The following is a 21,702-nucleotide window of genomic DNA, read 5'->3' as shown; positions in this document are numbered from 1 at the left end:
TTTTAAAGAGGCGAGGATGTCAAAACTTTACTATACTGATGTTCATTCTTTGAAAAAGCATTCTTATGAAATTTTTTAAATTATTCAGCTGTATTGCTTTAATTGGATTGAGTCTATCCAGCAGTGCTGCTGAGATTTCAGTTGCTCAAACCCAACTACAGGCCCCTGCTCAAACAAACCATATCATTGCCTATTTCTCTGCTCGACAAAATGGAAAAACCACTCACATCAACACAGCAGATCCACAAGGGATTTATCGTGTTTTAATCTCTAAATCATCTGAAGGATATTTGGTTCAAGACTTTTTCCAAGCAAATCATCAAGCACAAAGTTCACCGGTGTTGCTGACCGATGCTGAAGACTTAGATCGATTTCAAGTTCAAAGTGCCGTAGGTGAGATTCTTCTTTATAACCGTAATGGTCAACGATTTAACAAACAAGTCTACGATAAAGACCACGATGTCATTTATGTTGCCGGCTATTCCCTACATGGCCAAATCCTTCTAGAACAAGAAGTTAATCCAGAAAATGGGATTACCCATACCAAACTTTGGCATAGTAATGGCACCCTAGCCTTTGAACTCCAAAGTAACTCAGACATGCAGCTTATTGACTCTCAAGCATGGCGAAGAAATGGTAAAGCGTTTAATAGCAAAACTTGCTTTAGTGATCGCAGTTTAGATTTTAGTTCAGCAGCAATAGATCCATGTGTATTACAGCTAAAAAGCCTATATCAAAAATATGAAAAATTATGGGAAACTCAAATGCAATAATCCGCACTGAGTGCGGATAAAACAAAGCCCATCAGATGATGGGCTTTGTTTTATCTAAATTTGATCAAGTTGAGATTACTTTTTGTCGTTATTACCGAACAAAGGCCCCATACCACCTCCGCCGCCAAACTGCTTCTGTAAACCACCCAATGAACGCATCATTTTTGCCATACCTGATGGATTAGCAAATTTCTTCATCATTTTCGCCATCTGCGCATGTTGCTTGATCAGTTTATTGACTTCTGCAACATCCATACCGCAACCCGCTGCAATACGTTTTTTACGGCTTGGATTCATCAGGTCTGGATTACGACGTTCTTTGATGGTCATCGACTGAATAATCGCTTCCATCTTTTTAATTTGCTTTTCTGGGTTAGCTTGCTCGATCGCATTTTGGATACCAGCATTACTCATACCTGGTAATTTATCCAAGAAGCCCATCATGCCGCCCATTTTGTTCATCTGCTCAAACTGCATCAGCATATCTTCAAAGTTGAAGCTACCGCCCTTTTGCAGTTTTTTCGCCATTTTCTCAGCTTTTTCTTTGTCGATCTTACGTTCAACTTCTTCGACTAAAGAAAGCACATCACCCATACCGAGAATACGCTGAGCGACACGTTCAGGGTGGAACGGTTCTAGTGCATCGAGTTTTTCACCCATACCCAAGAACTTAATAGGCTTACCTGTAATAGCACGTACAGAAAGTGCTGCACCACCACGTGCATCACCATCGGTTTTGGTAAGAATCACACCTGTCAGTGGTAAAGCATCATTAAAGGCTTTTGCAGTATTTGCAGCATCCTGACCCGTCATGGCATCAACCACGAATAAAGTCTCAGTAGGCTTCACTGCAGCATGCAATTCTTTAATCTCGCCCATCATATCGTCATCGATATGCAAACGACCTGCGGTATCGACAATCAATACATCAGCAAATTTGATTTTGGCTTGCTCAATTGCACGATTAACAATATCAATCGGCTTTTCAGTTGCCTCTGAGTGAATAAATTCAGCACCCACTTCATTCGATACTGTTTCTAACTGTTTAATTGCTGCTGGACGATAAACGTCAGCAGAAACAGTCATAACTTTTTTCTTTTGACGTTCTTTCAAATAACGTGCAAGTTTGGCTGCAGTGGTGGTTTTACCTGCACCCTGTAAACCGGCAAGCAAGACAACTACAGGTGGTTTTGCTGCTAAATCAAGGCTTTCATTGGCCTCACCCATCATCTTGGTGAGTTCGTCATAAACAATTTTGACAAAAGCTTGGCCAGGTGAAAGTTGGGTCATTACTTCTTGACCTAATGCTTCTTCCTTAACTTTCGCGATAAATTCACGAGTTACGGGTAAAGCAACATCGGCCTCAAGCAATGCCATACGCACTTCACGTAAGGTATCTTTAATATTATCTTCTGTGAGTTGCCCTGAGCCAGTAACATTTCTTAAACTCTGCGTGAGGCGTTCTGTTAAGGTATCAAACATTACAAATTCCGCTTAAAATGGCTAATAGCAAAAATTTCTTTCTTAAAGTAGAAAATTTATGCTTAAGTTGCTATAGGATACTTGAGTTCACATGGAATTTATATCTCTACACATGAATTTTAAACACCCAATAATAGGTTTGACATGATTAGCCTCCCCTTGGTCTACACAATTTTAGCATTATTTGCTTATACCACGGCATTTTGGTATTTATTTGCGCACTTAATGTCGAAACGTACTCCGAATCAGTGGTTTATCGGTATTGTTTCCAGCCTAGGTTTAGTTTTGCATGCTTTAGTGCTTCGACAAGACATGTTAACACCTATGGGCACTAATTTTGACGTGTTTAACTTAATGTCCTTTACCTCAGGACTTATGCTCCTCCTTAGCTTACTCTTTAGTACATTTAGACCCGTCTTAGTATTGAACTTACTTGGGATCCCGGTTGCAGCCTGTGGTTTGATTTTGGGCTTTGTTTTCAGTCTTCCTGATCAGTTTATTGAAAAACACTCTATCGGCTTAGATATTCATATTATTTTATCTTTATCCGCTTATGCTGTGCTGTTGATGGCAACGATCCAAGCTGTAATTTTGTGGTTTCAAAATCGAGAACTCAAGAAAAAACAGAAACATCGTATTTGGGTCAATCTTCTGCCTTCATTTCAAGCCATGGAAACATTGTTATTTGACATGCTGATTACTGGCTTTGGCTTACTCAGCGTAGCATTACTGTTTGGTTTCTTTACCATTGATAATTTCTTTGCCCAGCATTTAGCACACAAAACTGCATTTAGTATTATTTCTTGGTTTGTTTATGGTGCACTGCTCTTAGGACACTACCGCCTTGGTTGGCGCGGTGTTAAAGCAATTCGCTTCACTATTACCGGTTTCTTCCTTTTGGCGATCGGATTTTTAGGCAGTAAATTTATTTTAGAAATGATTTTATCTCGTTAAAACAATACATCAGCACGATCAAATACAACGTCGCTGTACAAGCCATTCGATCACTAGACAAGTGCTGAGAAAATGCGTATAACGGCTGTTTTGTTGACTCTGAGAAAAGCCGTTGAAACTCATACTTGCTCCAATGGAAGGTTTAACTGACCCAATCATGCGTGATGTTCTCACTCATGTCGGTGACTTCGATTGGTGTGTCACTGAGTTTATTCGAGTTACAGACTCTGTCTTACCTGATCATATTTATCAAACTTATTGCCCAGAGCTTAGCAACAACGGTCAAACAGCAGCGGGAACGCCTGTTCATGTACAATTTTTAGGGAACAACCCAGACATGCTTGCTGCTAATGCAGTCAAAGCTGTACAGCTCGGTGCTCCTGCAATTGATCTTAACTTTGGTTGTCCTGCCAAGACAGTAAATCGTCACCGTGGCGGCTCTGTTCTACTTGACGAACCCGAAGTTGTTCATCTGCTTGTAAAGGCAGTGCGTGATGCTGTGCCCGCTCACGTTCCCGTTTCAGCAAAAATGCGCTTAGGTTACATGGATCGAAACTATACTTTAGAAAATGCCCATGCAATCGAAGATGCAGGTGCTTCTTGGCTTACTGTACATGCCCGTACTAAAGCAGAAGGTTATACTCCTCCTGCATATTGGGAGCAACTTGCTCCAATTCGTGCAGCCTTAAAGATAAATGTGATTGCCAATGGTGAAATTTGGAACAATAGCGATGCGAAACAGTGCCGTTTAGAGTCTAACTGTCAAGATTTGATGCTTGGACGTGGTGCAGTAACCACCCCAGATTTAAGCCTCAACATTCGTCAAAATCGTGATGAAGCTTTACTGAGTTGGGATGAATTATTAAATTTACAAATTCGCTTTGTTAACGGGCCAAGCAAAACTGAAATTGGGATGTTAGGTCGTTATAAGCAATGGTTAGGTATGATGTCAAAACATTATCCTGAAGCCAAGCAACTTTGGGATGAGATAAAACGTCTCAAAAAGCTTGATGAGATTATCGATAAAATTAAACTCAGTCAAAAGTACTAAACGACCAACCTCAGTTTAGGTTTATCCTTGATCAGGATGATGTTTCCCGTTTGCATATTAATGGGAATTGAGATGTGTTGATGTACCACCAGCCAACGCTGTTGTTCTTTTTGCATACAGAGTGTTGTTCTACACCAAGGAACCAGTGTGGTATCTGTTGAAACATCGACGACTTTGGTTAAGCAATGCATTACCGCAAGATCCGTTGCTGTATGTATTTTAATATCAGAACGAATAATATCGATATATTGAGAAAAATAAGGACTCAGTTTTTCCCATTCCTGACGATATTCTCTAATGCCTGTAATCTGAGAGCTCACATCGAAAAGACTCACCTTCTCGCTACAATACTCAATAACCGTATCAATCTGTTGTCTAATAATCGCTTTATCCCATAAAGCAATTTGATCGATAACCTCGGTAGCAATCTCTTGATCACCTTCTATCATAATCTTTTTCAATTTTATTCACCTTTATAATTTTAAAACCTACTAGTCTGTTTAGTGCTCTATTTCAATTAGACTTATAGCGTAGGAATAGCATAACACATCTAAGCTAATTCATTGAGTTTTATAGTTTTTAGCTATTCTAACCAATCCGTCGCAAACTTAAAAAATGTTAATGCTGATTGTCAACTTATACTAATATAATCATTTTTTTAATTAAAATTACCCGAAATCTAAGTAGATCTCAGGTAATTACTCACAACAAAATCTAAGCTTTTTTCACAAACTCAGATTTTAGTTTCATTGCACCAATACCATCAATTTTACAATCGATATCATGACCATCACTGGCATCGGGTAACAAACGAATATTTTTAACTTTGGTTCCCACTTTAACTACAGATGAAGAACCCTTAATCTTTAGATCCTTAACAACAGTAACCACGTCTCCATCATTCAGTACTGTGCCGAATGCATCTTTAATGACCGTTGACGCCTCGTCTTGAGCCGCCTCAGTCAATGTCCATTCATGCGCGCATTCTGGACAAATCAATAAATCGCCATCGGCATAAGTATATTCTGATTGGCATTGTGGGCAGTTAGGTAATGACATATGAGCCTTCCTAAAAAAGCCTCATTATGACCGAAAATAAAGATTTTTCATAATATTAATTAATTGAGTAAAGAAATACCCCCAATAACGTAATATTAATTTATTTTTTATGAGCTTTTAATGACTGACACAGCACAACTTGATCAAGGCAACGTATACCATTTTCATAGATCGGTTCTGAATAATCTAAAAAAACATCTTTTTCAATATGTTGTATCCGAAAACCCATCTTCTGATAGAGTGCCAACTGATCCAAACTTGAGTTACCCGTTTTTACCCAAATATCAGCAAACCCTTGCTGTGTAGCTGTCTCAATCGCATATTGAATCAACTTCTTGGCCAAACCCTGCCCTTGATAATCTACTTGTACACTCAAGTTTTTGATCTCAATACCATGCGCCAAATAAGGGCTCAGGCAGATTTCAGCAATTGGCTGGCCTTCAATATAAATTGCATAAACTTGAGCATCAAGCAGGTAACTTTGTACCTGCTTCCAGTCAGGATCCGCCTCTAATAATAAGTTACGAAGTTGCTCAGAAATCTGCTGCTTAATATCTACAGTGACGATACTGGACATAATAAATGGACATCTTCTGGTTCTAGTTCAAACAAACGTGGATCTGGATCAGGTAGGACTTCAGCACCTTGACTGATATAAAAGTCAACAGTATTGCAGGTAGGGATTGAGGAAATATACAGTGCATTGCCCTTAAACTCTCGCACACTCTGAAACGCAGCTTGCATAAGCTGAGTACCAATCCCTAATCCACGATGATTCGCATCAATATAAAAATATTTAAGCAAATGTGCTCCGCTGATACTTTCAACAGAACGGCGTGCAACAACACAGACACCAAGCAATTGTTGGCCTTGCCATGCGCCTGTAAAAGCTGCCCCTGAAGCATAGGCCTTTTTCAAGTCAATCGGATCTTGACTCAACATTTCTTTATCCCACGCTTCAACATCATGATGACAATCGTAAGCTTCAAGCTCATCATGGTTTTGCCAATACATCTGTGTGATCAATTCACGGCGGTCGATATGCGACCAGATTAAGTCAATTTCAGTTTGTTTAAGAGGATGAAGTTCGATTCCGACAGACATAGATACAGCACAATAAAATAAAGTCGCTATTAAAACATATTCTGCTGATTAGAAACTAAAACATTCATCCAAAATAATGACTTGGATGAATGCTTAACATTGATCAATTGAAAACTTTAAATTATTCGTCTTCAAAAATTTCATCATCATAGATGGTGGCTAGACACCCCCAACCATCGTATTCACCATCAAATTGCTCTGCAATACTGACAAACCATTCTTCGAGATCAAGAATGTCTGAATACTCTGGAACCATTTCAACATGAATGGTGAGAATCCAATCTGTTGATCCTGATTCTTCATCATCATAAAAAGAAACTTTTTGTTCCTGATGAAGTAAATGTAATGCACATTGTTCTAATTGCTGTTGGTTTTTAAAAATGATTGCAAATTCAACTTGATGGGGTTCAGTTAAGTCATCCCCATCTTCAAACATTTGCCACAGCACTTGCCCATTTTCATCATCTGGGAATTGTTCATAATCACGTGTCATTTGAGCACCTTCCATTATTTGTATTGTTCAAAATCATATGTACCCTCTGCAAAGCTAACAGAAATTTATGACACTAAAAAGATTAATTTATGCTTTTAAACAGTACTTCAACCAAATAATCTATCGGGTTCATCAGTCTAATCATTCATCCGCTTTTCTTAAAAAAAGCATGGGAGAAACTACTTTCTGTGTTCAGCTCAAATATTGGATGATCTATCAACTAAAAAGGGACTTCAGACTGTAGATGGAGTGCCTGACCGGTTAAAGGTTGAGTAAAAATCAAATCACGGGCATGCAAAGCCATACGTGTAAACTGACTTGCTAAACCCAGAGGATGATAAATTCGATCGCCCATAATCGGATGCCCCAAAAACTGCATATGTACTCGAAGCTGATGTGAACGACCTGTAATTGGCTTAAGTAATACACGAGTCATGTCTTGCTCAATATGATAATGTTCTGCCTGATACAAAGTTTGTGCAGACTTACCATGTACATAATCAACTTTCTGCTGTGGACGGTTGTCCCAATCAGCAATCAGTGGCACATCAACTTGACCCTGTCCCTGTAACTGCCCTTGTACACATGCAATATAACGTTTTTCCACTGTGCGTGCTTGAAACATACGACTGACGGCGACTTCAGCCTGACGATGTTTGGCAAAAAGTAAAATACCCGAAGTTGCCATATCTAAACGATGTGTAACTTTAGCCTGAGGAAATTGTTTTAGTATGCGTAAATAAGCACTATCTTGATGTTCAGGTAAACGTCCCATTACTGAAAGCAAACCTGCAGGTTTATCAATCACAATAAGATCGTCATCTTCATATACGACACATAAATCACCTTGTGGGGGTTGATAAACAAAGTTGGGATCTAAAGGCATAACACTTTGAACATAGGACAGAAGAAGCCAGCAAATTATCAACTGTATCCCATGCTGTCAATCCAAACTCATGACCTTTAAAAACCAGTCAATCTCCCTGTAAAACTTGATATCCTGATACAAAAAAAATTCATAGCCGAACAATAAAATCTCAATAAAAACCAAACAGATAGACTGATTATTCACATAACAAAATCATATCGAACAAATATTTACGTTACAAAAGTTAATATTTATTAAATTATTATTCTCTGTCATAGGAAAATAAAACATGACCTTATGACATCTTAAAAACAGATAAAACCACAGCAATCCATGTATTGTTTATGGTTCTTCAGGATAGCATATGAATAAAAATAATGACTTCAGCGATCCATATCAGGGCTTAAGAGAAATCACTTTACGTGGTGTCATACTTGGGATCTGTATCACGCTTATCTTCACAGCATCTAATATTTATTTAGGTTTAAAAGTTGGTCTTACCTTTGCAACATCCATTCCCGCCGCAGTTTTGTCGATGGCTATTCTGAAATTTGCCAAAGACTCAAATATTCTTGAAAACAATATGGTACAAACTCAGGCTTCTGCCGCGGGCACGATCTCTTCTGTAATCTTTGTCATTCCAGGCTTACTGATGCTTGGTTATTGGCAGTCATTTCCATTTTGGCAAACCACACTGATTTGCTTAAGTGGTGGTATCTTGGGGGTAATTTTTACTATTCCTCTGCGCTATGTCATGGTGGTCAATAGTGCACTGCCTTACCCAGAGGGTATCGCAGCGGCAGAGATTTTAAAAAGCGGAGCGCAAGGTGTAGTAGCCAATCAACATGGAGAGATCATCCAAAATCCTCAAGCAAAAATAGATCGACAACCCGCTAAAGAAATCTTGTATGGCAGTCTACTCGCAGCCACTGTTAGTTTTGCTACAAATGGGTTAAGGATTATCGGGGATGGAGCAAGTTTCTGGTTTAAACTGGGTCAGAGTATCTTCCAAATTCCTATGGGTTTTTCCTTAGCTCTGATTGGTGCTGGGTCTTTAATTAGTCTCGCATCAGGTATTGCCGTATTGGTCGGAGCTATCATCGCTTGGGGCATTGCAGTCCCCTACTTTACCGGTCTTAGCCCAACTTCAGTTGATATCGATATGGCCAGTTTTGCACAAAAAATATGGGCAGAAAAAGTCCGTATGATGGGTGTCGGAACTTTAGGAATTGCCGCTATTTGGACACTGCTCACGCTACTAAAACCAATGATCCAAGGGGTACGACTTTCAATTGCGACTTTTCTTGATAAAAATCCCCAGCAGAGCCTCAGTCGCGCTAAACAAGACCTTAGCCCGAGAATCATGTTATTCACCATTTTTGTGATGGGAATAATTTTATTTTTAACATTTTATAGTTTCGTCATGGCTTCAAGCTTATCTCCAGCTGTTGCTTGGGGTATCGTCTTACTTCTCACCTTACTCACCATGGCTATTGGATTTTTAGTGGCCGCAGCCTGTGGTTATATGGCGGGTTTAGTCGGATCATCTTCAAGTCCAATTTCTGGTATTGGTATTTTAGCCATCTTGGTGTTTGCAGCAGTGTTGTTGCTGATTGCTAAGCAGCTAGGCTTATTACAAAGTACTGCTGATCATCAGTTTTTGACTGCGCTGGGTTTATTTGCTACCACTGCTGTCATCGCAATTGCTTGTATCTCTAACGATAATTTACAAGATTTAAAAACCGGCTACTTAATCTATGCAACCCCTGCTAAGCAGCAAATCGCCTTAATTATTGGCTGTGTCGCAGGTGCAATCGTCATTGCACCTGTACTTGATCTACTGTATCAGGCCTACGGTTTCACAGGTGCCCTACCTCGCAGTGATATGGACCCACATCAAGCCTTAGCTGCACCTCAAGCCATCTTAATTACCACCATTGCACAAGGAATTTTTTCTCACCAATTGGAATGGACTTATATCTTAATTGGGGTCGGTTTAGGCATCTTTTTGATTATACTGGATGGACTAATTAAAGCTTTAAGCAGTAACAACATTAGCTTACCAGTCTTGGCTGTAGGAATGGGGATCTATCTGCCACCTTCAGTGAATATGCCTTTATTCGTAGGCGCATTAATGTTTTGGTGGATTAAACGACAAGCTGTAAAAGATAACAATGACCCTCAACACCTACAACGTGTAGAGCGACGAGGAACCTTGTTTGCTGCTGGCCTCATCGTTGGTGAAAGTTTAATGGGGATTTTAATGGCCCTCATCATCGTCATTTCGCTCAATATGGGCACAGGTGATGCACCATTAGCACTTCATCTTGATCATTGGGATACGATGGCGCAGAGCTTAGGCCTCATCATTGTCATCATAACTATTTTTATTTTTATACGACGTTGTTTAAAAAAATAAAATCAATCTAAGGCCAATAAAAAATCCCGAAGATAACTTCGGGATTTTTTATTATTCAATTCAATCAGTGAATTGAATCATCAGTTGCTGAGTATTCAATATAATTTAAGCAACTTGACCCTCTAAGAAGTCTTGAGCAAAGCGTTGTAATACACCACCAGCCTCATAAACATGAACTTCTTCTTCAGTATCTAAACGACATGTCACAGCAACTTCAACAGTTTCGCCATTAGCACGCTCAATCACCAAAGTCAGATCTGAACGTGGTGCAATATTACCAATGACACTATACAATTCAGTACCATCTAGGTTTAATGTTTTACGATCTGTTCCTGCTTTAAACTCTAAGGGTAATACGCCCATACCCACTAAGTTAGTACGGTGGATACGTTCAAAACCTTCAGCAACAATCGCTTCCACACCGGCTAAACGAACACCCTTAGCAGCCCAGTCACGGCTCGAACCCTGACCATAGTCGGCACCCGCCACAACAATCAAAGGTTGTTTACGATTCATATATGTTTCAATCGCTTCCCACATACGCATCACTTTGCCTTCAGGCTCTACACGTGCCAAAGAACCCTGTTTCACCGTACCATCTGTATTTAAAACCATTTCGTTAAACAGTTTCGGGTTAGCCAATGTTGCACGCTGTGCAGTTAAGTGGTCACCACGGTGAGTTGCATATGAGTTAAAATCTTCTTCTGGTAAACCCATTTTATGAAGATATTCACCTGCCGCACTGTCCATAATAATGGCATTCGAAGGCGATAAATGGTCAGTGGTAATGTTGTCTGGCAGGATAGCCAATGGACGCATGTGACTGAGTGTACGTGGTGCAGCTAATGCGCCTTCCCAATAAGGTGGACGGCGGATATATGTACTTTGCGGACGCCAGTCATATAGTGGGCTTTCCGCTTGTTCGTTTTCACCCAAATCAAACATTGGGATATATACCTTACGGAACTGTTCTGGTTTAACAGATGTTTTTACCAATGCATCAATTTCTGCATCAGATGGCCAGATGTCTTTAAGATAAATTGGCTGACCATTTTGATCTGTACCTAGCGCATCTTTTTCGATATCAAGACGAATTGTACCGGCAATTGCATAGGCCACAACCAATGGTGGTGAAGCTAAGAATGCTTGCTTTGCATATGGATGAATACGACCATCGAAGTTACGGTTACCTGAAAGAACCGCAGTCGCATACAAGTCGCGATCAATAATTTCTTGTTGAATCTTAGGATCAAGCGCACCTGACATACCATTACACGTTGTACACGCATAAGCGACAATACCAAAGCCAAGTTGCTCAAGATCTTTAAGTACACCAGCTTCTTCTAAATACAAGGCAGCTGCTTTAGAACCTGGTGCAAAAGAAGATTTCACCCAAGGTTTACGTACAAGACCCAGCTCGTTGGCTTTACGCGCAAGTAATCCTGCAGCGACGGTATTACGTGGATTCGAAGTATTTGTACATGAGGTAATTGCGGCAATAATAATTGCACCATCAGGCATCAAGCCATCTGTACGATTTTCAACAACCCCAGCAATGCCTTTCTCTTTTAAATCACTGGTTGCAACACGCGCATGTGGATTAGATGGACCTGCGATATTACGTGTGACTTTTGACAAATCAAAACGTAATACACGTGGATACTCAGCTTTTTTCATATCACTGGCCCAAAGACCAATCTCTTTGGCGTAGTTTTCAACCAACTGAACTTGTTCTGGCTCACGACCTGTTAGTGTCAGGTAATCAATCGTGTTTTGATCGATATAGAACATCGCAGCAGTAGCACCGTACTCTGGAGTCATATTGGAAATGGTCGCACGATCACCCACTGACATGCTGTCAGCGCCTTCACCAAAGAACTCTAAATATGCCCCAACTACACGCTCTTTACGTAAAAACGCAGTCAGTTCGAGTACGATATCTGTTGCAGTAATACCCGCTTGGCGTTGTCCAACCAATTCAACCCCGATAATATCAGGTAGACGCATCCATGATGCGCGGCCAAGCATTACGTTTTCAGCTTCTAGGCCACCTACCCCGATTGAAATCACCCCAAGCGCATCGGTATGAGGTGTATGAGAGTCAGTCCCCACACAAGTATCAGGGTAAGCAACACCTTGACGTGCTTGAATCACTGGAGACATTTTTTCCAAGTTGATCTGATGCATGATGCCGTTACCTGCCGGAATCACGTCGACATTTTCAAATGCAGTCTTGGTCCACTCAATGAAATGGAAACGGTCTTCGTTACGACGATCTTCAACTGCACGGTTCTTGGCAAATGCATCTGGATCGAAGCCACCGTACTCAACAGCCAAAGAGTGATCGACGATTAATTGTGTCGGTACAACTGGGTTGACTTTGGCTGGATCACCACCTTGATCTGCAATTGCATCACGCAAACCAGCTAAATCAACCAGTGCAGTTTGACCCAAGATATCATGACAGACCACACGTGCTGGATACCAAGGAAAGTCGTGTTCTTGCTTGTTTTCAATCAATTGTTTTAACGATTGTTGTAAAATTTCTGGATCACAGCGACGAACCAATTGTTCAGCCAAGACTTTTGAAGTATATGGAAGTTTTACATATGCGCCTGGCTGGATATCTTCGATTGCTTGACGCACATCGTAATAATCTAGCTGGGTAGATTGCAGCGGTTTACGATAATTCGTATTCATAGTTTAGTGCCTCGTGCATCGTTATTTTCAGACCCTTTAACGGGTGTATCGTTAGTATGAGTTCGATGGCATTGTACGCTGTGAAAAAGCCATTTCCCAAATCTTATATATTTCATATAGTTACATATGAAAACAGGGGTTTTGGAAACAAATGGTTACACTTATCTGATTTTTTTTGAACGAACTGGGTATTTTTTTGAAAAATATGTAAAAATCATTCTTATTCTTTAGTCTTAGTTTTTTATCTTGCGAGTCCATATGTCGAGCTTAGCGTTCTCATCCTTCAGCCTCATTGGCGTAGATGCACAGAAATTCCTACAAGGTCAACTGACCCTAAACACGGAGGCGACAGCTGAAAATGTCACGCGATACACTGCAATATGTAACCTCAAAGGACGAATCTTATTTGGTCTGTGGTTAAAAAAAATCACAGCAGAGCATTTTGAAATTGTCACTACACAAGACCAAGCCGAAGCATTTGCTCAACATGTCAAAAAGTATGGCGCTTTTTCTAAAATGAAACTTGAAGCAACAGGTTCGGTATATCCCCAAATTGATGGTATTCAAACTGAATTTTCAAACAACGAAACAGATATCGACGCTTGGCAAGCACAAGCCATCAGTTCTGGCCAAGCTTGGATTAGCAGTCAAACAGCAGAGCTCTTTCAACCTCAAGAATTGCGTTTACATCAACGTGATGGCGTACATTTTGACAAGGGTTGTTATTTGGGTCAGGAAATCGTGGCGCGTCTTTGGTTTAAGGCTCAGCCGAAAAGCTGGCTACACTTGGTTCAAGGCCAAGGTGATGCTCCTGCAGTTGCAACTCAACTAAGCCGTAATGTTCAAGTGGTCAATAGCATTGCCAATGCGGATGGTTATCAAGCTCTGGTCATTGCAAAACCTGATGCTTTGGCTGAACTTTCTTTAGAAAATATTGAGTTACCAGAAGCACTTAATGGTAGCGTAGCACGACCACAGTAACGCTCTATTTATATGCAAAACAATCATAAAGTTGCAGGGATTGCACTCATTATACTTGCCATTGCTGTGGCTGGTTTTTGTTCAGGTTTTATTATGGACCTTAATCAGCCATCCAGTTTTGAAATTGACCACGAAAGCCAAGATATTAATAACAGTATTTTTAAAATCTATCGTGGCCAAATTTACGCAAGTGTTCCCAGTAATGGTGAATATCCTATGCCTGAAGCTGATCCTGCAAGCTTTCGTTCGCTGAATCAAGATGGTCGCTATCAAAATCGACAATTTGCCGTCGATCAGCGGCATGCGTATTGTGGCAATCTGAGTGTTGCAGCGCTGAATCCTGCGACAACCCATGCACTAGAGCATAATTACTTTTCTGATGGCCTAAACACAGTGTACTGTGCTGCGATGAGTCAACGTAATCCTGAGGTCTCTGGCTTCAAAGAAATTAAACAAACTTGGCTTTATGGTTGGGGGCTAGCAGACAAGCCACAAACCTATAACTATCAAGTTGTACATCTACCAAAATCTACAGTGCCTTATCGTGCCATTCTCAATGCTGATATCGTGACAAATGGTCAAGCGGTTTACTATAAGGGCCTCGCTATGCCTGAAGCAAACCCTAACCATCTTGAAGCAGTTGCTGTCCCTCAAGATGATCAGAGCATACGCCTGAGCCACGAGTTTTATCACGATCAAAATTCTGTATTTTTTAAACACCATAAACTTGATATCAAATCAAATAATCAGTTGTATAGTTTTTATATCGATGGTCTAGACCAAGCCTATTTATTTGACCCCAGACAAGGACAAGTCATTGTAGATCAACTTGCATTTGACCCACAAAATAGACCTTATCAATTACTTAGCTCCTATGGTTCACATGTTAATCATGCATTTTTCTTGTCCAAGCAAGGTGTATATTTCTTTGATAGAAAAACACAGCGTATAGAGCGAGCTGGAGACAACCCTTTCCTTGAGGGCACATGGCAAGAAATTTCACCTCTAATTTTTAGTTATAATAATCAAACCTATTTCCTACACGGCTCTTCACGCCGTGGGGGGAATAAAAACCCTCGACTGATTTCACGCTCGACTCATCTGTATCAGTTAAAAGATGCACCAGCCGGAGCATGGCAAAAAGTCCAAGATGTCGGAACTCACCACTTTGCGGAAGTCTGGAAAAAAGGTGAAAAATACTACTATTTTGATCGACTTGGTTCATCTCAGCTGATCGGACAAGTCATCTATGAAATTCAAGGTACCCAAGCGCTGCAACTGTTACTCCAAGGTGATCCAACAGCAGATGAGATCCGTAAACTCACTCGTCAAGATCAATTGAAAAGTGTTGCAACTACGGAAGTATTAAAGGCAACAACCTATTATCAAAAAATGCTGTTTGGCATGATCGCACTACCTAGCTAAACCTTCGCGATATTACAATTCATTGCTTTTCTTTAAAATTCAGTTTTGGCAATATGGCTCGATTGATTTTTAAGAGAATGACGATGAAATCTTGGCTCAGTATATTGGCACTCAGTATAGCAACGCTCACTGCGGCCCATGCAGATATTGCAACAGTACAAAAAAATTTAAAAACTAATTTTCCTGATATCGCTATAGAGAACGTAGACACAACACAATTCAAAGATATCTATGAAGTTTATATGGGTGGTCGAATTGTTTATACCAATGATGATGCAAAATACTTTTTTGTAGGCAACCTTATCGACTTACCCAATCAGATCAATATTACTGAACAACGCCAGCAAGTATTAAGTGGGATTGATGTTTCAAAATTACCTTTGAATCAAGCAGTTAAAAAAGTTAAAGGTAAGGGACAGCGCATCATTTATTTGTTCAGTGATCCTGATTGTCCTTATTGTAAAAAACTTGATGCTGAATTAGATAAATTGGATAACATCACCATTTACTTGTTTATGAATCCAATCAAATCATTACACCCAACTGCGGACAAAACTTCAAAACAAATTTGGTGTTCAAGTAATCCTTACCAAGCATGGACAGACTATACCCTAAACGGTAAAGCCCCAACGGCTAAAGAGAGTTGTAACACCCCTATCGAAAAGAATATTGAATTGGCGAAGAAACTTAATGTTACAGGCACTCCAACATTCTTCTTAAAAGATGGCCGTCGTATCTCAGGTGCTCTCCTTGCTGCAGAGCTTGAAATACTCTTGCAAGAAGTCAAGTAAGTACCATCTAAACGATAATCTCTTTAACAACTCAAGCTTAAAGTTTATAGGTTATTGATTTGTTTTAAATGGTCATCTTGGTAGTATCAAAAACCTTTGTAATCAAAAGACTATATTCCTATAGTCCTTGATTACAAAGATATCTCGATAATCTGTCAAAGCGCTCGATATAATTCTTAAAAATTTCTTGAACAGATCTATAGCAATATGCTGACTCAGTTGACCACTTGACTGAATCAATCATGTTGTTTACTTTAGCTATTCCCTTAAATAGTCACGCTAACTTGCCTATTTCAACGCACAAATTCATGAAGCTGACACGATGAATTTTCATACTCAATAAATCATATTTATTGAATTAAACCCTCATGTCTGAAAAAATCAATCCACTCAAGCCATTGATCTTATGCAGTAGTATCGTACTACTTAGTTTAAACTTATTGGGCTGTAATGATGATGACGCAGATGAAGTCATACAACCACCCACAATAACAAATGAAATCAAGTCATTAAAGCTCATTGGTGACTATACTATCCCCACAAAAACCATGTATAACGGCGTTGAATTTGGTGGTATTTCTGGACTAGATCGCGACAAACAAGGGCGTTATTGGGCAATTTCAGATGATCGTGGTGGTGAACGCGGCGCACCACGTTTTTATCAGCTCTCGATTGAACTCGATCAATCCAAAATTCATGCTGTAAATATTAAAAATATGATCTATCTACGTGATCAAAAAAACCAATTCCTCCCCAGTGATCAACGCACGATGGATCCAGAATCAATTCGTATTGCAGCAAATGGCAATCTTTACATTTCTAGTGAAGGAAACTTTGTTGCTAACGCAAACTCGATTCAACCTTATGTCCGTGAATATAAATTAAATGGCGAATATATCGCAGAATTTAAATTACCGAACATGTTTAACTACACTGATAATAAAACTACAGGTGGACGTAGTAATAAACTGTTTGAATCACTTGCAATAACCCCTAAAGGACAACTGTTTACCGCCAATGAAGATAGTCTTATCCAAGATGGTGAAATCAGTAGTTTAAAACAAGGAGGCGTAGTTCGGATCATGAAACTTGATCCTCTTAACCATCAAAGCCAAACCCAATATGCTTACCCACTCGAAAAGATTCCACATGAGAGTATTGTAGGTGGATACCCAGCAGATAATGGATTATCTGAAATGTTGGCAATTTCGGAAAATGAATTTATTGCGGTTGAACGTGCTTTTGCCGATGGCGTGGGAAATACCATCCGTCTCTATAAAACACAGATCGCTCAAGACACTACCGACATCCAACACATCGAGAGTCTCAAAAATGCAAAATATACCCCTATGAAAAAGCAATTATTGCTTGAAATGCCATTAAATTATCAAAACATTAAGCTCGATAATATCGAGGGCATTAGCTGGGGTCCAACATTGGCCAATGGCCATCGTAGTTTGATTTTGGTTGCAGATAATAACTTTTCAGAACAACAAACAACGCAATTTATTGCTTTTGAAATACTTCCAAAATAAGACATCCAACTTTGCGCACAGAGTGTATCATCACAATTATGTGCGCAAAGCCACAGTATCATTGATTTTGACTAAAATCAGGCTCAGCTTACTAAGACATTTTGACCATCTAGTTTGATCGTTGCATCTAAACATGAAAGATACAATTCAATGATTTCGCAGTAAAATAACTGTATTAGTATCAAAGCTTAATCCATAACATTAACTCAAGGATTGCCTTATATTTAGGCTGAGCACCATTATGAAAAAATTTTTACTTGCCACTTTAGTTGCGATATCTAGTCACAGTTTATTTGCAGCACCAGCACCACAGCAAAATCTTGAAATCGATCCTGCTTTTAAAAATGTGCAAACACTGGTCCAAGCAAAAAACTTTACTGGGGCTTATCAAGAACTCGAACGTCTATCCCAAGCAGGTAATGCCCAAGCAACATACAACTTGGCTTACTTGACTCAAATCGGCCAAGGGACAACTCAAAACAACGCCAAAGCATTAGCACTCTATGAGGAAGCAGGTAAAAAAGGTTACTCAATTGCAAACTACGTATTGGCTCAAAACTATGCTACAGGTGGCCTAGGTCTTAAGCAGGACGATAAAAAAGCACGTGAGTATTTGGAGAAAGCATCCAATCAAGGTTTTAACGATGCGACCGTGGAATTGGCAGTATTATTATTTTCTGAAGGAACCACGAAGTCCGATCAATTGGCACTGAAAAAACTTGAACCTTTAATCAAACAAGGGAATTATCCTGCACTGCATGCCAAGGCACTTTATGATATTAGTCAGGGTTTTAAAAACAAAGATCAAAAAACTGTCGAAAAGGGCTTAAATCAAATCCAAGAACTGGGTAAACAAGGCTATATCCCTGCACTCATGGCAATTGCCAATATGTTTACCAACGGTAATGTAACCCAACAAAACCTTCCTGAAGCACAGCAAATCTATGCGGCTTTGGCACAGCAGAATGTACCTGAGGCCAAAGCACGTTTGGAATTGGTCAACAAATTGATTGCTGAACAAGGTAAAACACCTAAAAAGTAATCACATCACTCTGCTAGATGCTCAAAGTTCAGTTTTATAAGCATAAAATAAATTTTTATATTGGTGTGGCTGACAACGTAAATACTGAGGTGCAATTGCAATCTGAGTATTGAGTTGGGCAGCTGCATGCCAAGGCCAACGCGGGTCATACATAATCGCACGAGCAAGACCAATGGCATCTGCTTCACCCGCTTGCAAGATGTGTTCTGCTTGCTCTGCTTCAGTAATCAAACCTACAGCAATCACTGGAATCTTCACCTGTTGCTTAATTGCAGCAGCAAAAGGTACTTGATACTTTGCTTTTAGTTCAATCTGTTGCTTTACATCTAACCCACCTGAAGAAACGTGAATATATGCAGCACCCAATTGTTCTAAGTGCTGAGTTAAAATGATTGATTCTTCAACACTCCAGCCACCTTCGACCCAATCCTGTGCAGAAATACGCACACCTACTGGAAAATCTTCAGGTACAGCATTTAACATAGCTTGAAATACTTCCAAGCATAAACGTATACGATTCTCTAAACAGCCCCCATATTGATCAGTACGCTGGTTAGACAGCGGTGACAGGAACTGATGGATCAAATAACCATGTGCTGCATGAATCTCAACTAAATCAAAACCTGCACTTACAGCACGCTGAGCTGCTTGGGCAAAATCTGCAATCAACTGTTGAATCTCATCTAGACTCAGGGCATGTGGTGGCTGTTGCTGCGGTTCAAAAGGTAGATTACTGGCTGAAACTGTCTGCCAACCATGTGCATGATCAGCTGGTACTTGATCACGCCCTAACCAAGGTTTTTCAGTAGATGCCTTACGACCAGCATGAGCCAACTGCACCGCAAATGGCATAGGAGAAATTTGACGTACTTTATCTAAAATATTTTTTAGGCCTTGTGTCTGCTGATCATTCCATAGCCCAAGGTCTGCATAACTAATCCGTCCCTCTGCTTGAACTGCAGTTGCTTCAATGATACACATGCCAGCACCTGAAAGCGCATAACTCCCCCACTGCTGCTCATGCCAATAACTTGCCTCACCCTCTAAGTTCGCTGAATACTGACACATAGGAGCAATAATGATTCTATTTGTTAGTTCCAGTCCTCTAAAACGTATATTTTCAAATAATAACGGCATGTCTACCATCCTAAGCAAAGACTTTAATTGTTGAGTTGTTATTGCAACATGATCGAAGTGTAATGATCAATCTCATATTACAACTTTATCCTAAGCTAGAACTCTCTTAGAATAGGTAATGTTTCACCAAATATACTGAGAATCATGCCTGAATTACCCGAAGTCGAAACGACAAAAACCAGTTTACTGCCTTTATTGGAACAAAAAGTTCTCTCGATTGATGTACACCAGTCAAGCCTACGTTGGCCGATTCCTGAGGATATTGCCAAACTCAAAGGACAAAAACTGATTGGGTTAACACGACGCTCGAAATATATTTTGGCAGAGTTTGAGCATGATCAAATGCTGTGGCATTTAGGGATGTCTGGAAGTTTTCGGATTTGTGAGCCAAATAGTCAAAGACGTAAGCATGACCATCTCATCATACACTTTGAGGATTTTGATCTGCATTATCATGATCCACGTCGTTTTGGTTGCATCTTATGGTTAAATCCTGAGAGCCAAAGCAAATTACTTGATCCGCTTGGCCCAGAACCACTCTCTTCTGCTTTTGATGCAGAATATTTAGCAGACAAATTAAAAAATAAACAGGTCGCCATTAAAGTGGCCATTATGGATAATCATGTTGTCGTCGGTGTTGGCAATATTTATGCAACTGAATGTTTACACCAACTTGGGATACATCCTGCCCAACCTGCCTTGAGTTTAAGTATGCAACAAATGACTCAACTGGTTGCAGAGATTAAGCGTATCTTACAACAGGCGATTACCTTAGGTGGTTCAACACTTAAAGACTATAGTAATGCAATGGGTGAAAATGGCTATTTTCAACAAACGCTGTTGGCTTATGGACGTGCAGGTGAAATGTGTGTTCACTGTGAAACTGCGCTTGAAAATATTAAATTAGGCCAGCGTGCTAGCGTATTTTGCCCGCAGTGTCAGCCTTTAAAACCTGTAGTTCAATCCATCAAAACCGCTAAGAAACCAAGGAAATCTCCATGAAAACAGCAATCGTGAGACATATCCTCGTCAAAGATAAAGTCACTGCAGAACAACTAAAAGCGAAAATTTTAGCAGGTGCTGACTTCGCCAAAATTGCTAAACAGCATTCGACCTGCAGATCAGCAGCCAAAGGCGGTGAACTTGGAGAGGTAAAAAAAGGGCAACTGGTACCCGTCATTGATAAACTGGTATTTAGTGCAGCAGAACATGTATTACATGGACCAGTGAAAAGCCAGTTTGGCTTTCATTTGGTTGAAATTAAATTCCGTATGCAATATTGAGGCGAGTTCCTCATCTGAGCCTCATGCTGCCCCTCCCTCCTTTAATCAGAAGGACAGCATGAGCAGTATCTATTAACGCTTTTTCAACTCATCACGAATTTCACGTAATAATTCAATATCTTCAGGAGTCGCGGCAGGCGCTGGCGCAGCAGGTTGCTCATGTTTACGACGAATATTATTAAGCATTTTTACCATGAGAAAAACCACCCACGCTAAAATTAAGAAGTTCAAAGCGATGGTTAAAAAGTTACCATAACTAAAAACATTGATGCCTGCTTTATTGAGCGCATCCAATGACTGTAAGTTGTTTGGGTTATCCCCAAGTACAATAAACTTTTGAGAAAAATCAACACCACCACCAGTAAGAACACTGACAAGCGGCATAATAATGTCTTTCACCAACGAATCTACGATCTTACCAAATGCACCACCGATAATTACACCGACAGCTAAGTCAATCATATTGCCCTTAATGGCAAATTCTTGGAACTCTTTAATAATACTCATCTCAATCTTCTCTAATTCACATATTTTAAAGTGTGAAACAGTATACAGTATCTCGCTTCAGACCCCGACGATATGATTTATAGAATGCTATATTTTTC

General features: G+C 39.9%; 21 protein-coding genes. 11 read left to right on the top strand and 10 right to left on the bottom strand.

The annotated features are described in order from the left end of the window. Positions 1–65: 65 nt before the first annotated feature. Positions 66–773 (top strand): hypothetical protein, encoded by a 708-nt coding sequence (locus Aru01_RS03810; RefSeq protein ID WP_016655159.1) that lies wholly within the window; start codon positions 66–68, stop codon positions 771–773. Positions 774–848: 75 nt separating this feature from the next. On the opposite strand, the gene ffh is transcribed toward Aru01_RS03810, so the two are convergent. Continuing rightward, the gene (ffh, locus tag Aru01_RS03805; protein ID WP_016655158.1) at positions 849–2,255 is read right to left on the bottom strand and encodes a signal recognition particle protein; all 1,407 of its coding nucleotides are present in this window, start codon (positions 2,253–2,255) and stop codon (positions 849–851) included. Between the two features lie 144 nt (positions 2,256–2,399). Here ffh and Aru01_RS03800 point away from each other — a divergent pair, with 144 nt between their 5' ends. Then, the gene (locus Aru01_RS03800) at positions 2,400–3,209 is read left to right on the top strand and encodes a cytochrome C assembly family protein (RefSeq protein WP_016655157.1); all 810 of its coding nucleotides are present in this window, start codon (positions 2,400–2,402) and stop codon (positions 3,207–3,209) included. Between the two features lie 112 nt (positions 3,210–3,321). Further along, the gene (locus Aru01_RS03795; RefSeq protein WP_174435136.1) at positions 3,322–4,260 is read left to right on the top strand and encodes a tRNA dihydrouridine synthase; all 939 of its coding nucleotides are present in this window, start codon (positions 3,322–3,324) and stop codon (positions 4,258–4,260) included. Here Aru01_RS03795 and Aru01_RS03790 read toward each other — a convergent pair. The 6 genes from Aru01_RS03790 to Aru01_RS03765 form a co-directional block, all read right to left on the bottom strand. Continuing rightward, complete coding sequence (locus Aru01_RS03790; protein WP_228128722.1) at positions 4,257–4,721, bottom strand: YybH family protein; 465 nt, start codon at positions 4,719–4,721, stop codon at positions 4,257–4,259. The genes Aru01_RS03795 and Aru01_RS03790 overlap by 4 nt on opposite strands. Positions 4,722–4,974: 253 nt before the next feature. Continuing rightward, positions 4,975–5,319 carry a zinc ribbon domain-containing protein YjdM gene (locus Aru01_RS03785; protein WP_016655154.1) on the bottom strand — a complete coding sequence of 115 codons (345 nt, stop codon included), beginning with the start codon at positions 5,317–5,319 and terminating at the stop codon, positions 4,975–4,977. Positions 5,320–5,419: 100 nt separating this feature from the next. Continuing rightward, a complete protein-coding gene (locus Aru01_RS03780; RefSeq protein WP_016655153.1) occupies positions 5,420–5,896 on the bottom strand; it encodes a GNAT family N-acetyltransferase in 477 nt (158 codons plus the stop codon). Continuing rightward, positions 5,875–6,423 carry a GNAT family N-acetyltransferase gene (locus tag Aru01_RS03775; RefSeq protein ID WP_016655152.1) on the bottom strand — a complete coding sequence of 183 codons (549 nt, stop codon included), beginning with the start codon at positions 6,421–6,423 and terminating at the stop codon, positions 5,875–5,877. The genes Aru01_RS03780 and Aru01_RS03775 overlap by 22 nt, the downstream gene beginning before the upstream one ends. Before the next feature lie 121 nt (positions 6,424–6,544). After that, a complete protein-coding gene (locus tag Aru01_RS03770; RefSeq protein WP_016655151.1) occupies positions 6,545–6,916 on the bottom strand; it encodes a ribonuclease E inhibitor RraB in 372 nt (123 codons plus the stop codon). A 220-nt stretch (positions 6,917–7,136) separates the two neighbouring features. After that, positions 7,137–7,802 carry a pseudouridine synthase gene (locus tag Aru01_RS03765; RefSeq protein WP_016655150.1) on the bottom strand — a complete coding sequence of 222 codons (666 nt, stop codon included), beginning with the start codon at positions 7,800–7,802 and terminating at the stop codon, positions 7,137–7,139. 346 nt (positions 7,803–8,148) lie between these two features. On the opposite strand from Aru01_RS03765, the gene Aru01_RS03760 reads away from it, so the two are divergent. Beyond that, positions 8,149–10,203, top strand: a complete 2,055-nt coding sequence (locus tag Aru01_RS03760; protein ID WP_016655149.1) for an OPT family oligopeptide transporter — start codon at positions 8,149–8,151, stop codon at positions 10,201–10,203. A gap of 105 nt (positions 10,204–10,308) precedes the next feature. Here Aru01_RS03760 and acnD read toward each other — a convergent pair whose 3' ends face one another. Continuing rightward, positions 10,309–12,903 (bottom strand): Fe/S-dependent 2-methylisocitrate dehydratase AcnD, encoded by a 2,595-nt coding sequence (gene acnD, locus Aru01_RS03755; RefSeq protein ID WP_016655148.1) that lies wholly within the window; start codon positions 12,901–12,903, stop codon positions 10,309–10,311. A 258-nt stretch (positions 12,904–13,161) separates the two neighbouring features. Between acnD and ygfZ the strand changes: the two genes are divergently transcribed. From ygfZ to Aru01_RS03730, 5 genes are all read left to right on the top strand, one after another. Beyond that, on the top strand, positions 13,162–13,884 hold the full coding sequence (gene ygfZ / locus Aru01_RS03750) for a CAF17-like 4Fe-4S cluster assembly/insertion protein YgfZ (RefSeq protein WP_016655147.1): 723 nt from the start codon (positions 13,162–13,164) through the stop codon (positions 13,882–13,884). Positions 13,885–13,896: 12 nt separating this feature from the next. Continuing rightward, positions 13,897–15,309, top strand: a complete 1,413-nt coding sequence (locus Aru01_RS03745) for a DKNYY domain-containing protein (protein WP_016655146.1) — start codon at positions 13,897–13,899, stop codon at positions 15,307–15,309. Positions 15,310–15,392: 83 nt separating this feature from the next. Next, positions 15,393–16,100, top strand: coding sequence for a DsbC family protein (locus Aru01_RS03740; protein WP_016655145.1), 708 nt, complete (start codon positions 15,393–15,395; stop codon positions 16,098–16,100). A 368-nt stretch (positions 16,101–16,468) separates the two neighbouring features. Further along, positions 16,469–17,635 carry an esterase-like activity of phytase family protein gene (locus Aru01_RS03735; RefSeq protein ID WP_016655144.1) on the top strand — a complete coding sequence of 389 codons (1,167 nt, stop codon included), beginning with the start codon at positions 16,469–16,471 and terminating at the stop codon, positions 17,633–17,635. Positions 17,636–17,876: 241 nt separating this feature from the next. Beyond that, complete coding sequence (locus Aru01_RS03730; protein ID WP_016655143.1) at positions 17,877–18,677, top strand: tetratricopeptide repeat protein; 801 nt, start codon at positions 17,877–17,879, stop codon at positions 18,675–18,677. A 21-nt stretch (positions 18,678–18,698) separates the two neighbouring features. Here the strand turns inward: Aru01_RS03730 and Aru01_RS03725 are convergent, their stop codons facing one another. Then, positions 18,699–19,814: an NADH:flavin oxidoreductase/NADH oxidase gene (locus Aru01_RS03725; protein ID WP_016655142.1), complete on the bottom strand. Its 1,116-nt coding sequence runs from the start codon at positions 19,812–19,814 to the stop codon at positions 18,699–18,701. Positions 19,815–19,958: 144 nt separating this feature from the next. Between Aru01_RS03725 and mutM the strand changes: the two genes are divergently transcribed. Beyond that, positions 19,959–20,816, top strand: coding sequence for a bifunctional DNA-formamidopyrimidine glycosylase/DNA-(apurinic or apyrimidinic site) lyase (mutM, locus tag Aru01_RS03720; protein WP_016655141.1), 858 nt, complete (start codon positions 19,959–19,961; stop codon positions 20,814–20,816). Continuing rightward, positions 20,813–21,097 carry a peptidylprolyl isomerase gene (locus Aru01_RS03715; protein ID WP_016655140.1) on the top strand — a complete coding sequence of 95 codons (285 nt, stop codon included), beginning with the start codon at positions 20,813–20,815 and terminating at the stop codon, positions 21,095–21,097. Before mutM ends, Aru01_RS03715 begins: the two co-directional genes overlap by 4 nt. A 72-nt stretch (positions 21,098–21,169) precedes the next feature. Here the strand turns inward: Aru01_RS03715 and mscL are convergent, their stop codons facing one another. Beyond that, a complete protein-coding gene (gene mscL, locus Aru01_RS03710) occupies positions 21,170–21,604 on the bottom strand; it encodes a large conductance mechanosensitive channel protein MscL (protein ID WP_016655139.1) in 435 nt (144 codons plus the stop codon). Positions 21,605–21,702 lie beyond the last annotated feature (98 nt).

The organism is Acinetobacter rudis (genome assembly GCF_000829675.1).
GTDB classification, from domain to species: domain Bacteria; phylum Pseudomonadota; class Gammaproteobacteria; order Pseudomonadales; family Moraxellaceae; genus Acinetobacter; species Acinetobacter rudis.
The sequence above is the reverse complement of the archived record's forward strand: the minus strand, read 5'-3'. Positions and strand labels throughout refer to the sequence as shown.

What these genes read in the sequence shown, in the direction of transcription:
- Aru01_RS03810 (WP_016655159.1), top strand. Translation starts at nt 66, where the DNA reads ATGAAATTTTTTAAATTATTCAGCTGTATTGCTTTAATTGGATTGAGT.
- ffh (WP_016655158.1), bottom strand. Translation starts at nt 2,255, where the DNA reads ATGTTTGATACCTTAACAGAACGCCTCACGCAGAGTTTAAGAAATGTT.
- Aru01_RS03800 (WP_016655157.1), top strand. Translation starts at nt 2,400, where the DNA reads ATGATTAGCCTCCCCTTGGTCTACACAATTTTAGCATTATTTGCTTAT.
- Aru01_RS03785 (WP_016655154.1), bottom strand. Translation starts at nt 5,319, where the DNA reads ATGTCATTACCTAACTGCCCACAATGCCAATCAGAATATACTTATGCC.
- Aru01_RS03780 (WP_016655153.1), bottom strand. Translation starts at nt 5,896, where the DNA reads ATGTCCAGTATCGTCACTGTAGATATTAAGCAGCAGATTTCTGAGCAA.
- Aru01_RS03775 (WP_016655152.1), bottom strand. Translation starts at nt 6,423, where the DNA reads ATGTCTGTCGGAATCGAACTTCATCCTCTTAAACAAACTGAAATTGAC.
- Aru01_RS03770 (WP_016655151.1), bottom strand. Translation starts at nt 6,916, where the DNA reads ATGACACGTGATTATGAACAATTCCCAGATGATGAAAATGGGCAAGTG.
- Aru01_RS03765 (WP_016655150.1), bottom strand. Translation starts at nt 7,802, where the DNA reads ATGCCTTTAGATCCCAACTTTGTTTATCAACCCCCACAAGGTGATTTA.
- Aru01_RS03760 (WP_016655149.1), top strand. Translation starts at nt 8,149, where the DNA reads ATGAATAAAAATAATGACTTCAGCGATCCATATCAGGGCTTAAGAGAA.
- acnD (WP_016655148.1), bottom strand. Translation starts at nt 12,903, where the DNA reads ATGAATACGAATTATCGTAAACCGCTGCAATCTACCCAGCTAGATTAT.
- ygfZ (WP_016655147.1), top strand. Translation starts at nt 13,162, where the DNA reads ATGTCGAGCTTAGCGTTCTCATCCTTCAGCCTCATTGGCGTAGATGCA.
- Aru01_RS03745 (WP_016655146.1), top strand. Translation starts at nt 13,897, where the DNA reads ATGCAAAACAATCATAAAGTTGCAGGGATTGCACTCATTATACTTGCC.
- Aru01_RS03740 (WP_016655145.1), top strand. Translation starts at nt 15,393, where the DNA reads ATGAAATCTTGGCTCAGTATATTGGCACTCAGTATAGCAACGCTCACT.
- Aru01_RS03735 (WP_016655144.1), top strand. Translation starts at nt 16,469, where the DNA reads ATGTCTGAAAAAATCAATCCACTCAAGCCATTGATCTTATGCAGTAGT.
- Aru01_RS03730 (WP_016655143.1), top strand. Translation starts at nt 17,877, where the DNA reads ATGAAAAAATTTTTACTTGCCACTTTAGTTGCGATATCTAGTCACAGT.
- Aru01_RS03725 (WP_016655142.1), bottom strand. Translation starts at nt 19,814, where the DNA reads ATGCCGTTATTATTTGAAAATATACGTTTTAGAGGACTGGAACTAACA.
- mutM (WP_016655141.1), top strand. Translation starts at nt 19,959, where the DNA reads ATGCCTGAATTACCCGAAGTCGAAACGACAAAAACCAGTTTACTGCCT.
- Aru01_RS03715 (WP_016655140.1), top strand. Translation starts at nt 20,813, where the DNA reads ATGAAAACAGCAATCGTGAGACATATCCTCGTCAAAGATAAAGTCACT.
- mscL (WP_016655139.1), bottom strand. Translation starts at nt 21,604, where the DNA reads ATGAGTATTATTAAAGAGTTCCAAGAATTTGCCATTAAGGGCAATATG.